Below are 12,739 nucleotides of genomic sequence, written 5' to 3' on the forward strand. Positions count from 1 at the left end.
CCTGTCTATCTATAAGGCTGAGAGCGTTGCGGTCCGGATCAGGCCGAAACGCGCGCGATGGTGTCGTCGGCGCGCAGGGTGAAGATCTCGTAACCGGTTTCGGTGACCAGCAGGGTGTGCTCCCACTGGGCCGACAGCTTGCGGTCCTTGGTGATCGCGGTCCAGCCATCGCCCAACACCTTGGTGTCGGCCTTGCCCTGGTTGATCATAGGCTCGATGGTGAAGGTCATGCCCGCTTTCAGTTCCATGCCGGTGCCGGCACGGCCGTAATGCAGGATTTGCGGCTCTTCGTGGAACACTTTGCCGATTCCGTGACCACAGAATTCGCGAACCACTGAAAAACCGTTCTTTTCGGCGTGCTTCTGGATGATTTCGCCGATGTCGCCGAGGCGGCAGCCGGGTTTGACGATTTCAATCGCCTTGTACATGCATTCCTGGGTCACTTGCGACAGGCGCTCGGCCCAGACCGGCACGGTGCCGACGTGGAACATGCGGCTGGTGTCGCCGTGGTAACCGTCCTTGATGACGGTGACGTCGATGTTCAGGGTGTCGCCATCCTTCAACGGCTTCTCGTTCGGAATACCGTGGCAGACCACGTGGTTGATCGAGGTGCAGATCGACTTCGGGTAGCCTTTATAGTTGAGCGGCGCGGGAATGGCTTTCTGCTCGTTGACGATGTAGTCGTGGCAGATGCGGTCCAGCTCATCGGTGGTGATGCCCGGTTTGACATGTTCGGCAATCATTTCCAGCACATCGGCGGCCAGTTTGCCGGCGATGCGCATTTTTGCGATGTCCTCTGGGGTTTTGAGGGTGACGGTCATACAGGCTCTCTCTGCGCTCGATGGCGCTTGTCAAAACGAAATGGGCGGTGTGCGATCGATCTTCGCGGCCCTGAAAAACCTGATTCTATCAGACGATCAGTGCAAATCTGAGCCTTCGTGCGTCGCATCTCTCTATAGATAGGCGCATTCTTGAACGATTCCACGGGTCTATTAAGGGTGCGCATCAGGATTTGAGAATCCGGGTTCCGTTTTTTTCAGCCTTGTGGTATAAAATGCGCCGCTTTCCGGGGATACCCCGAAAGGCTTAAATCCACACACGTGTCGACACGATGACCTGGGTGCCTTCAGCTGATGCTGCTGGTTGGTCATTGGGATACGTGGAGGCCAAACCCGACTTATTAAGGAACTATCATGTCCCAAGTCAACATGCGCGATATGCTGAAGGCCGGTGTGCACTTCGGTCACCAAACCCGTTACTGGAACCCGAAAATGGGTAAGTACATTTTCGGCGCGCGTAACAAGATTCACATCATCAACCTTGAAAAAACCCTGCCAATGTTCAACGAAGCTCTGACTTTCGTAGAGCGTCTGGCCCAGGGCAAAAACAAGATTCTGTTCGTCGGCACCAAGCGTTCCGCTGGCAAGATCGTTGCTGAAGAAGCAGCACGTTGCGGTTCGCCGTACGTCGATCACCGCTGGTTGGGCGGCATGCTGACCAACTTCAAAACCATCCGTGCTTCCATCAAGCGTCTGCGTGACCTTGAAGTGCAAGCCGAAGACGGTACTTTCGCCAAGCTGACCAAGAAAGAGGCGCTGATGCGCACTCGCGACCTGGAAAAGCTCGATCGTTCCCTGGGTGGTATCAAGGACATGGGCGGTCTGCCAGACGCTCTGTTCGTTATCGACGTTGATCACGAGCGCATCGCGATCACCGAAGCCAACAAGCTGGGCATCCCGGTTATCGGCGTAGTCGATACCAACAGCAGCCCGGAAGGCGTTGACTACATCATCCCAGGCAACGATGACGCAATCCGCGCTATCCAGCTGTACATGGGTTCGATGGCTGACGCTGTGATCCGCGGTCGCAACCACGTTGCTGGCGGCACCGAGCAGTTCGTTGAAGAAGCTCCGGTAGCAGCAGCTGAGTAATTGACGCCTTGGCGTTGACTCAGTAAGCAAAAAGGGGGCTTGGCCCCCTTTTTGCCACCTCGAAAACCGTTTGTCGGCCCCGCACTTGCAGAGCTGTAACGTGCAGCGGCTTACAACGGTGGTTCGGGAAGAATTGATCGCCCGTTCGATCGGGTGGAATGGTTGAAAACCTATCCAAGAGGATTTTGAAAATGGCAGCAATTACTGCAGCGTTGGTTAAAGAACTGCGTGAGCGTACCGGCGAAGGCATGATGGATTGCAAGAAAGCCCTGGAAAAGGCTGACGGCGACATCGAAAAAGCCATTGATGACATGCGTGCTTCCGGCGCAATCAAGGCTGCCAAGAAAGCAGGCAACGTGGCTGCAGAAGGCGCTATCGCTCTGAAAGAAGACGGCAAATCTGCTGTTCTGCTGGAAGTGAACTCGCAGACTGACTTCCTGGCCCTGCAGGACGACTTCAAGGCATTTGTTGCTGCTAGCGTTGAAAAAGCGTTCGCTGACAAACTGACCGACGTCGCTCCGCTGATCGCCGCTCAAGAGGCTGATCGCCTGGTACTGGTTGGCAAGGTTGGCGAAAACGTCAACATCCGTCGCCTGGTACGCGTTGAAGGTGATGTTGTTGGTGGTTACCTGCACGGCAACAAGATCGGTGTTGCAGTTGTCCTGAAAGGCGGCAACGTTGAACTGGCCAAAGACATCGCTATGCACGTAGCGGCCAGCAACCCAGAGTTCCTGCTGCCTTCGGAAGTTTCTGCCGAAGCAATCGAGCGTGAAAAAGCTGTGTTCCTGCAGCTGAACGAAGAAAAAATCAAAGGCAAGCCAGAAAACATTGTTGAAAATATGGTCAAAGGCCGTATCAGCAAGTTCCTGGCTGAAGCAAGCCTGGTTGAGCAGGCGTTCGTCAAGAACCCTGAAATCAAGGTTGGCGAACTGGCCAAGAAAGCCGGTGCTGAAATCGTTTCTTTCACCTACTTCAAAGTAGGCGAAGGCATCGAGAAGCCAGTCGACAACTTCGCTGAAGAAGTTGCTGCCCAGCTGGCTGCTGCCAAGTCGTAAGACGGTTTTTTAAACTGTCGCCCTGAAGAGGCTGCCCGCTTACGCGCGCAGCCTCTTTTCAGATGGGCCGCCAATTTTTAATTGGTTTCCCGTTGGAACTGGCTTACAAAGCCATGTTCCGATGGCGCTGAAGCAGCGCCAAGCTAGAGTGAACGCAGCTGTAAACAGCTCGCAAAGAATTTTTTAAAATACGCCGCAGGAGAGATTCGCAATGGCTCAGCAGGGCAGTGGTTATCAGGCTCGCTATAAACGCATTCTACTCAAGCTTAGCGGCGAGGCCCTGATGGGCTCGGAAGAGTTCGGGATCGATCCGAAAGTTCTGGATCGCATGGCGCTGGAAGTCGGCCAGCTGGTCGGTATCGGCGTTCAGGTCGGTCTGGTGATCGGTGGTGGCAACCTGTTCCGCGGTGCAGCGCTGAGCGCGGCCGGCATGGATCGGGTGACGGGCGACCACATGGGCATGCTGGCCACTGTGATGAACGCCCTGGCCATGCGCGATGCGCTGGAACGTGCCAATATCTCGGCCATCGTGATGTCGGCTATTTCCATGGTGGGCGTGACCGATCACTATGATCGCCGCAAAGCCATGCGCCACCTGAACGCCAAGGAAGTCGTGATTTTCGCGGCGGGTACCGGTAATCCATTCTTCACCACGGACTCGGCGGCCTGCTTGCGTGCAATCGAAATCGATGCCGATGTCGTGCTCAAGGCGACCAAGGTCGATGGCGTCTACACCGCTGACCCATTCAAAGACCCGCATGCCGAGAAGTTCGATCATCTGACTTACGATGAAGTGCTGGATCGCAAGCTGGGCGTGATGGATCTGACGGCCATTTGCCTGTGCCGCGACCACAAGATGCCATTGCGCGTCTTTAACATGAACAAGCCCGGCGCCCTGCTGAATATCGTGCATGGTGGCGCTGAAGGGACCCTGATCGAGGAAGGCCAACAATGATCAATGAAATCAAGAAAGACGCTCAAGAGCGCATGCAGAAATCCCTGGACTCTCTGAACCATGCATTTGGTCAGATTCGTACCGGCAAGGCTCACCCAAGCATCCTGGGTAGCGTGATGGTGCCGTACTACGGCACAGACACGTCCATTACCCAAGTGGCCAACATCACGGTAAAAGACTCCCGCACCCTGCAGGTCGTCGCGTTTGAGCGCAACATGCTCGCGGCCGTCGACAAGGCGATCCAGAGTGCTGGCCTGAACCTCAACCCGACCAACCTGGGCGAGTTGCTGCTGATCTCCATGCCTGCCCTGACTGAAGAAACCCGCAAGGGCTTCACCAAACAGGCGCGCAGTGCCGCTGAAGATGCTCGTGTTGCCGTGCGCAACATTCGTCGCGATGCCTTGGGTGACCTTAAGAAGCTGGTCAAGGACAAGGAAATCAGCGAAGACGAAGAACGTCGTGCCGCTGCCGATATCCAGAAGCTGACCGACAAGGCTGAGGCTGACATCGATGCGGCCACCAAGCAGAAAGAAGCCGACCTGATGGCCGTATAAGGGTCGCGTTTTCATGGATAAGACCAAGCAGACTGCGCCGTCCGCGGTGCCGCGCCATGTCGCGATCATCATGGATGGTAATAATCGCTGGGCGAAGAAGCGCTTTATGCCGGGTGTCGCCGGGCATAAAGCGGGCGTGGATGCGGTTCGTGCGGTAATCGAGGTGTGCGCCGAGGCCAAGGTCGAGGTGCTGACCCTGTTCGCTTTCTCCAGTGAAAACTGGCAGCGCCCTGCAGATGAAGTCAGTGCCTTGATGGATCTGTTCTTCAAGGCATTGCGTCGCGAGGCCAAGCGCCTCAATGACAACAACATCAGTCTGCGCATCATCGGTGATCGCTCGCGCTTTCACCCCGAGCTTCAAGCTGCCATGCGTGAAGCCGAAGCGATGACCGTCGGTGCCAACCGTTTTGTCCTGCAGATCGCCGCCAACTACGGCGGTCAGTGGGACATTGCGCAAGCCGCTCAGCGTTTGGCGCGGGAAGTTCAGGCCGGGCATTTGCGCCCGGAAGACATCACTCCGGAATTGCTGCAAACCTGTCTGGCCACGGGCGATCTGCCGTTGCCAGATTTGTGCATCCGTACAGGTGGCGAACACCGCATCAGCAACTTCCTGCTGTGGCAGCTGGCTTATGCCGAGTTGTACTTCTCCGACCTGTTCTGGCCGGACTTCAAACACGATGCCATGCGAAGTGCGCTGGCCGATTTCGCTTCTCGCCAGCGCCGCTTCGGTAAAACGAGCGAGCAGGTCGAGGCTGGAGCCCGGGTTTAATGCTTAAACAACGAATCATCACCGCACTGATCCTGCTACCGATCGCTTTGTGCGGGTTTTTCCTGCTCGAAGGGTCCGGTTTTGCGCTGTTCATCGGGCTGGTCGTGACGCTTGGTGCCTGGGAATGGGCGCGGCTGGCCGGTTTTACCGCCCAGCCGATTCGCATTGCCTATGCTGCAGTGGTCGCGTTGATGCTGTTTGTCATGCACATCCTGCCGGGGCTTGCGCCCTGGGTACTGGGCGCTTCGGTGCTCTGGTGGGCGGTGGCGACGTATCTGGTGCTGACCTATCCGCGTTCCAGCGAACATTGGGCCAGTGCCGCCTGCAAGCTGATGATTGGTTTGCTGATTCTGTTGCCGGCCTGGCAAGGTCTGGTCCAGATCAAACAGGAGCCCTTGGGGAATTGGTTGATCATGGCGGTGATGGTGCTGGTCTGGGGTGCCGATATCGGCGCGTACTTTTCCGGTCGTGCCTTCGGCAAGCGTAAACTGGCGCCACAGGTCAGCCCCGGCAAGAGCTGGGAAGGCGTTTACGGAGGCCTGGTGCTGAGCCTGGTCATCACCGCAATCGTCGGCCTGGTGCGCGACTGGAGTTTCGCCCAGATGCTGATGGGGTTGATCGGCGCGGCAGTGATTGTCTTCATTTCGGTGGTGGGTGACCTCACCGAAAGCATGTTCAAGCGTCAATCAGGCATCAAGGACAGCAGTAACCTGCTGCCGGGGCATGGTGGTGTGCTTGATCGAATCGACAGCCTGACGGCTGCGATCCCGGTATTTGCCGTGCTGTTGTGGATGGCTGCACCGTGAGCCGCCCTCAACAGATTACTGTGCTGGGGGCGACCGGTTCGATTGGTCTGAGCACCCTCGACGTGATTGCTCGTCATCCTGCGCGTTATCAGGTGTTCGCCTTGAGCGGGTTCACTCGCTTGAGTGAGCTGTTGGCCCTGTGTGTGCGTCATACGCCGCGGTTTGCGGTCGTGCCGCAAGCCGATGCTGCCCGAACCCTGCAGGACGATTTGCGCGCGGCCGGCCTGTCGACCCGTGTGCTGGTAGGGGAGGAGGGGCTGTGTCAGGTTGCTTCCGATCCTGAAGTCGATGCCGTCATGGCGGCCATCGTTGGCGCGGCGGGCTTGCGTCCGACCCTGGCGGCGGTCGAGGCGGGCAAAAAGATTCTGCTGGCGAACAAGGAGGCGCTGGTCATGTCCGGCGCCCTTTTCATGCAGGCCGTGCGCAAAAGCGGCTCGGTGCTGCTGCCGATCGACAGTGAACACAACGCGATTTTCCAGTGCATGCCGCAGGATTTCGCCCGTGGGCTGGGTGTGGTTGGCGTGCGTCGGATTCTTCTGACGGCCTCTGGCGGTCCGTTCCGACAGACACCTTTGTCTGAACTGACGCATGTTACCCCCGACCAAGCGTGCGCTCATCCAAACTGGTCCATGGGGCGCAAGATTTCGGTCGATTCGGCCAGCATGATGAACAAAGGGCTCGAGCTGATCGAGGCCTGCTGGCTGTTCGATGCCAAACCGTCCCAGGTCGAAGTGGTGATTCACCCTCAGAGCGTGATTCATTCTCTGGTCGACTACGTCGATGGTTCGGTGCTCGCGCAGTTGGGTAATCCGGACATGCGAACACCGATCGCCAATGCCCTGGCCTGGCCGGAGCGTATCGACTCGGGTGTGGCGCCGCTGGACCTGTTTGCCATTGCGCGTCTGGACTTCCATGCGCCCGATGAAGAGCGTTTCCCTTGCCTGCGCCTGGCGCGTCAGGCTGCCGAGGCTGGTAATAGCGCACCGGCGATGCTGAATGCGGCGAATGAAGTGGCTGTGGCGGCGTTTCTCGACGGGCGGGTTCGCTACCCGGAAATCGCGAGTATCATCGAGGAAGTGTTGAACCTCGAGCCTGTAGTGGCGGTGGATGATCTCGAGGCCGTGTTCACGGCTGACGCGAAAGCGCGAGTACTGGCCGGGCAATGGTTGAGTCGTCACGGGCGGTAAGTGCTGCAATACGTTGGTCCATGCAGCACCGGATAGGATTGCGGAGAAAATAGATGAGCGCGCTCTATATGATTGTCGGCACCCTGGTGGCTTTGGGTGTGCTGGTTACCTTCCACGAATTCGGCCATTTCTGGGTCGCACGTCGCTGTGGGGTCAAAGTGCTGCGTTTCTCCGTAGGCTTCGGCATGCCGTTGCTGCGCTGGCACGACAAGAAAGGCACTGAGTTCGTAGTGGCTGCCATCCCGTTGGGCGGCTACGTGAAAATGCTCGATGAGCGTGAAGGCGAAGTGCCGGCCGATCAGCTCGAACATTCTTTCAATCGCAAATCTGTCGGCCAGCGTATCGCAATCGTGGCTGCCGGCCCGATTGCCAACTTTCTGCTGGCCATGGTTTTTTTCTGGGTCTTGGCAATGCTCGGCAGCGAGCAGGTACGGCCGGTTATCGGTGCGGTCGAATCCGGCAGTATTGCCGCCAAGGCCGGTTTGACTGCGGGTCAGGAAATAGTTGCCATCGATGGCGAGCCAACGACCGGCTGGGCTTCGGTGAATCTGCAGCTGGTTCGCCGTCTTGGCGAGAGCGGTTCACTTCAATTGTTGGTGCGTGAGCAGGGTTCCACTGCGGACTCTCCTCGCGAGCTGATGCTGGATAAGTGGCTCAAGGGTGCTGACGAACCGGATCCGATCCGTTCACTGGGTATCCGTCCTTGGCGTCCGGCGTTGCCGCCCGTGTTGGCCGAACTTGACCCTAAAGGGCCGGCGCAGGCTGCTGGCCTGAAGACCGGCGATCGCTTGCTGGCTCTGGATGGCAAGGTGCTGGACGACTGGCAACAAGTGGTCGACACCGTCCGTATGCATCCGGATACCAAAATCATGCTGCGCGTCGAGCGCGATGGTGCTCAAATCGATGTCCCTGTGACGCTGGCCGCTCGCGGCGAGAGCAAGGCGCCTACCGGTTACATGGGAGCCGGGGTGAAAGCGGTCGATTGGCCACCAGAGATGATTCGCGAAGTCAGTTACGGTCCTGTGGCCGCGATTGGAGAGGGTGCTCGACGCACCTGGACCATGAGTGTACTGACCCTCGATTCGCTCAAGAAAATGTTGTTCGGTGAGCTCTCGGTAAAAAACTTGAGTGGACCGATAACCATTGCTAAAGTGGCGGGCGCTTCTGCCCAGTCGGGCGTTGCTGATTTCCTGAATTTCCTTGCTTATCTGAGTATTAGCCTGGGAGTTCTGAATTTGTTGCCTATTCCTGTACTGGATGGGGGGCATTTGTTGTTTTATCTGATCGAGTGGGCGCGTGGTCGTCCCTTGTCGGATCGGGTGCAGGGTTGGGGGATGCAGATCGGTATCAGTTTGGTGGTCGGGGTGATGTTGCTTGCTCTGGTCAATGATTTGGGCCGTCTGTAACACTTCGCTGAATTGCGAATCTGCCGCATTTTGCGGCAGTTTGTTTATTGCCAGTTGGAATAAGAAAGGACTTCATGAAACGTCTGCTGCTAACTGCGGTTCTCACCGTATTGATGATCGCCGAAGTTCACGCCGAGTCCTTCACTATCTCTGATATTCGCGTCAATGGCCTCCAGCGGGTCTCCGCGGGTAGCGTCTTTGGTGCTTTGCCGTTAAACGTCGGCGAACAGGCGGACGATCGTCGCCTGGTGGAATCCACTCGTGCTTTGTTCAAAACCGGGTTCTTTCAAGATATCCAGCTGGGCCGCGATGGCAACGTCCTGGTCATCACGGTAGTCGAGCGCCCATCGGTCGCGAGTATCGAGATCGAGGGTAACAAGGCGATCTCCACTGAAGACCTGATGAAGGGCCTCAAACAATCCGGTCTGGCCGAAGGCGAGATCTTCCAGCGTGCCACGCTCGAAGGTGTGCGTAACGAACTGCAGCGTCAATACGTCGCTCAGGGTCGCTACTCGGCCACCGTCGACACCGAAGTGGTACCGCAGCCACGTAACCGCGTCGGCTTGAAGGTCAACATCAACGAAGGCACCGTCGCGGCTATCCAGCACATCAACGTGGTGGGTAACACGGTCTTCCCTGACGAAGACCTGATCGACCTGTTCGAACTGAAGACCACCAACTGGTTGTCCTTTTTCAAGAACGACGACAAGTACGCCCGTGAAAAACTCTCCGGTGACCTGGAGCGTCTGCGCTCCTACTACCTGGACCGTGGCTATATCAATATGGATATCGCTTCGACCCAGGTATCGATTACCCCGGACAAGAAACACGTCTATATCACTGTCAACGTCAACGAAGGCGAGAAGTACACCGTTCGTGACGTCAAGCTGAGCGGTGACCTGAAAGTCCCTGAAGATCAGGTCAAGTCCCTGCTACTGGTTCAGAAAGGCCAGGTGTTCTCGCGCAAGCTGATGACCACCACCTCGGAACTGATCACTCGCCGCCTCGGTAACGAGGGTTACACCTTCGCCAACGTCAGCGGCGTGCCTCAGCCTCACGATGAAGACCACACTGTCGACATCACCTTCGCTGTCGATCCGGGCAAGCGTGCCTACGTTAACCGCATCAACTTCCGTGGCAACACCAAGTCCGAAGACGAAGTGCTGCGCCGTGAAATGCGTCAGATGGAAGGTGGCTGGGCTTCGACCTACCTGATCGATCAATCCAAGACCCGTCTTGAGCGTCTGGGCTTCTTTAAAGAAGTGAACGTCGAAACCCCGGCTGTACCGGGCGTCGATGACCAGGTTGACGTGAACTACAGCGTTGAAGAACAAGCTTCCGGTTCGATCACTGCGAGTATCGGTTTCGCGCAAAGTGCCGGCCTGATCCTCGGTGGCTCGATCACCCAGAACAACTTCCTGGGTACTGGTAACAAGGTCAGCATCGGCTTGACCAAAAGCGAATACCAGAGCCGCTATAACTTCGGTTATGTCGACCCGTACTGGACTGCAGACGGTGTGAGCCTGGGCTACAACGCTTTCTATCGCACCACCGACTACAAAGACCTCGACGTCGACGTAGCCAGCTATGCCGTAGACAGCCTGGGTGCTGGCGTGAGCGTCGGTTACCCGATCAGCGAGACGTCGCGTCTGACCTTCGGCCTGACGGCACAGCAAGACAAGATCAAGACCGGTCAATACACCGTCGACGAAATCTTCGACTTTGTTAACCGTGAAGGCGATCAGTACCTGAACTTCAAGGCGTCGGCCGGCTGGTCCGAGTCCACCCTGAACAAAGGCGTATTGGCGACCCGTGGTCATTCTCAAAGCCTGACGGCGGAAGTCACTACACCAGGTAGCGACCTGTCGTTCTTCAAGCTCGATTACCGTGGCCAGTTGTTCCAGCCATTGTCTGAGAACTACACCATGCGCCTGCACACTGAATTGGGTTATGGCGATGGTTACGGTTCGACCGATGGCTTGCCATTCTATGAAAACTACTATGCTGGTGGTTTCAACTCGGTTCGTGGCTTCAAGGACAGTACATTGGGTCCGCGCAGTACGCCGAGCCGTGGTCAAGGATCTACCGGTAACCCGGGCACGCTGGCTGACCCGGATCAGGATCCACTGCCATTCGGTGGTAACGTCCTGATTCAAGGTGGTGCGGAGATTCTGTTCCCGCTGCCGTTCGTCAAGGATCAACGTTCCCTGCGTACCTCGGTATTCTGGGATGTGGGTAACGTGTTCGACTCCAAGTGCGAGCAGACGACCAACACTAATCCTGCGTCGAAGTCCAATACGCAGTGCAACGACATCAGCCTCAGCAACATGGCCAGTTCCGTCGGTGTAGGTGTGACATGGGTCACTGCGCTGGGTCCGCTGAGTTTCGCGCTGGCAATGCCAGTAAAAGAACCGGATAACGCTGAAACTCAAGTGTTCCAATTCTCTCTTGGTCAGACGTTCTAAGCGTCTGCCCCAAAATAATGACAATGGATTTTGTAGGGGTGCATCGTGCGTAAGTTGACTCAATTGGTTCTCCTCGCCACCGTACTGGTAGCAGGCCCGGCTTTTGCCGACATGAAAATCGCCGTTCTGAACTATCAGATGGCACTGCTGGAATCCGACGCGGCCAAGAAATACGCCGTGGATGCCGAGAAGAAATTTGGTCCGCAACTGAGCAAGCTCAAGACGCTGGAAAGCAGCGCCAAAGGCATTCAGGACCGTCTGATGGCTGGTGGCGACAAGATGCAGCAAGGCGAGCGTGAACGCCTTGAGCTCGAGTTCAAGCAAAAGGCCCGTGACTTCCAGTTCCAGTCCAAGGAGCTGAATGAAGCCAAAGCCGTTGCCGACCGTGAAATGCTGAAGCAGCTGAAGCCGAAACTGGACAGTGCTGTGGAAGAAGTCATCAAGAAAGGTGCTTTTGACCTGGTCTTCGAGCGTGGCGCAGTGATTGATGTCAAACCTCAGTACGACATCACTCGCCAGGTTATCGAGCGCATGAATCAGCTGAAGTAACTATGACTGCGACTATAAAGCTTGGCCAATTGGCCGAGTTCCTCGGCGCCACGCTACGTGGCGACCCGGAGAAAGCAATTACTGGGCTAGCCACTTTGCAAGAGGCTGGCCCAGCTCAGTTGAGCTTTCTCGCAAACCCTCAATACCGTAAATACCTGGCAGACAGCCGGGCCGCAGCGCTGTTGCTGAAGGCCGCTGATGCCGAAGGTTTTGCCGGTAATGCGCTGGTGGTGCCTGACCCGTATCTGGCCTACGCGCGTATTTCCCACCTCTTCGATCCAAAACCGAAAGCGGCTGCCGGAATTCATCCGACAGCCGTTGTGGCCGAGGACGCGGTGGTTGACCCGGCCGCGAGTATTGGTGCCTTTGCGGTGATCGAAAGCGCGGCACGTATTGCTGCCGGCGTGACTATCGGCGCGCATTGCTTCATCGGTGCCCGTTGCGAAATTGGCGAAGGTGGCTGGCTCGCCCCGCGGGTCACGCTGTACCACGATGTGCGCATCGGTAAGCGTGTGGTGATTCAGTCAGGTGCCGTACTCGGCGGCGAAGGCTTCGGCTTTGCCAACGAGAAAGGTGTCTGGCAGAAAATCGCCCAGATCGGTGGCGTGTTGGTCGGCGATGATGTGGAGATTGGCGTGAATACCGCTATCGACCGCGGCGCATTGGCCGATACCGTTCTCGGTAATGGCGTGAAGCTCGACAACCAGATCCAGATCGCCCACAACGTGCAGGTCGGTGATCACACCGCCATGGCCGCCTGTGTCGGGATCTCCGGCAGCACCAAAATCGGCAAGCATTGCATGCTCGCTGGCGGTGTCGGGCTGGTAGGTCATATCGAAATTTGCGACAACGTTTTCATCACTGGGATGACCATGGTGACCCACTCGATTACCGAAAAGGGCGCCTATTCTTCCGGTACGGCCATGCAGCCAGCAGCCGAATGGCGCAAAAGCGCGGCTCGCATCCGTCAGCTCGATGACATCGCGCGACGTCTGCGACAGCTGGAAAAGCGTGTAGGGGAAGTGACCCCTGACGGTAATGCTTCATCAGATGGCTGATACC

12 protein-coding genes are annotated in these 12,739 nt (G+C 57.0%); 11 read left to right on the forward strand and 1 reads right to left on the reverse strand.

Going from position 1 to position 12,739, the window contains the following annotated elements; genetic code table 11:
• Positions 1–38: 38 nt before the first annotated feature.
• Positions 39–821: a type I methionyl aminopeptidase gene (gene map / locus D882_RS0120555; RefSeq protein WP_027924973.1), complete on the reverse strand. Its 783-nt coding sequence runs from the start codon at positions 819–821 to the stop codon at positions 39–41.
• 372 nt (positions 822–1,193) lie between these two features.
• Here map and rpsB point away from each other — a divergent pair, with 372 nt between their 5' ends.
• The 11 genes from rpsB (at position 1,194) to lpxD (ending at position 12,735) form a co-directional block, all read left to right on the forward strand.
• Positions 1,194–1,931: a 30S ribosomal protein S2 gene (rpsB, locus tag D882_RS0120560; protein WP_003219330.1), complete on the forward strand. Its 738-nt coding sequence runs from the start codon at positions 1,194–1,196 to the stop codon at positions 1,929–1,931.
• Between the two features lie 191 nt (positions 1,932–2,122).
• Positions 2,123–2,986: a translation elongation factor Ts gene (tsf, locus tag D882_RS0120565; RefSeq protein ID WP_007949329.1), complete on the forward strand. Its 864-nt coding sequence runs from the start codon at positions 2,123–2,125 to the stop codon at positions 2,984–2,986.
• 211 nt (positions 2,987–3,197) lie between these two features.
• Positions 3,198–3,941 (forward strand): UMP kinase, encoded by a 744-nt coding sequence (pyrH, locus tag D882_RS0120570; RefSeq protein WP_003172271.1) that lies wholly within the window; start codon positions 3,198–3,200, stop codon positions 3,939–3,941.
• On the forward strand, positions 3,938–4,495 hold the full coding sequence (frr, locus tag D882_RS0120575) for a ribosome recycling factor (RefSeq protein ID WP_007949335.1): 558 nt from the start codon (positions 3,938–3,940) through the stop codon (positions 4,493–4,495). Before pyrH ends, frr begins: the two co-directional genes overlap by 4 nt.
• A 13-nt stretch (positions 4,496–4,508) precedes the next feature.
• Positions 4,509–5,264, forward strand: coding sequence for a polyprenyl diphosphate synthase (uppS, locus tag D882_RS0120580; RefSeq protein ID WP_027924974.1), 756 nt, complete (start codon positions 4,509–4,511; stop codon positions 5,262–5,264).
• Positions 5,264–6,070 carry a phosphatidate cytidylyltransferase gene (locus D882_RS0120585; protein WP_027924975.1) on the forward strand — a complete coding sequence of 269 codons (807 nt, stop codon included), beginning with the start codon at positions 5,264–5,266 and terminating at the stop codon, positions 6,068–6,070. Before uppS ends, D882_RS0120585 begins: the two co-directional genes overlap by 1 nt.
• Positions 6,067–7,257 (forward strand): 1-deoxy-D-xylulose-5-phosphate reductoisomerase, encoded by a 1,191-nt coding sequence (gene ispC / locus D882_RS0120590; RefSeq protein WP_027924976.1) that lies wholly within the window; start codon positions 6,067–6,069, stop codon positions 7,255–7,257. Before D882_RS0120585 ends, ispC begins: the two co-directional genes overlap by 4 nt.
• Before the next feature lie 53 nt (positions 7,258–7,310).
• A complete protein-coding gene (gene rseP / locus D882_RS0120595) occupies positions 7,311–8,663 on the forward strand; it encodes a sigma E protease regulator RseP (protein WP_027924977.1) in 1,353 nt (450 codons plus the stop codon).
• Positions 8,664–8,737: 74 nt separating this feature from the next.
• A complete protein-coding gene (gene bamA, locus D882_RS0120600) occupies positions 8,738–11,128 on the forward strand; it encodes an outer membrane protein assembly factor BamA (RefSeq protein WP_027924978.1) in 2,391 nt (796 codons plus the stop codon).
• Positions 11,129–11,173: 45 nt separating this feature from the next.
• Entirely contained in the window at positions 11,174–11,677 is a 504-nt protein-coding gene (locus tag D882_RS0120605; protein ID WP_010462812.1) for an OmpH family outer membrane protein, read from the forward strand.
• Positions 11,678–11,679: 2 nt separating this feature from the next.
• Positions 11,680–12,735: a UDP-3-O-(3-hydroxymyristoyl)glucosamine N-acyltransferase gene (gene lpxD, locus D882_RS0120610; RefSeq protein WP_027924979.1), complete on the forward strand. Its 1,056-nt coding sequence runs from the start codon at positions 11,680–11,682 to the stop codon at positions 12,733–12,735.
• Positions 12,736–12,739 lie beyond the last annotated feature (4 nt).

The sequence above is a fragment of the Pseudomonas sp. URMO17WK12:I12 genome, from assembly GCF_000514395.1.
GTDB lineage: Bacteria > Pseudomonadota > Gammaproteobacteria > Pseudomonadales > Pseudomonadaceae > Aquipseudomonas > Aquipseudomonas mucoides.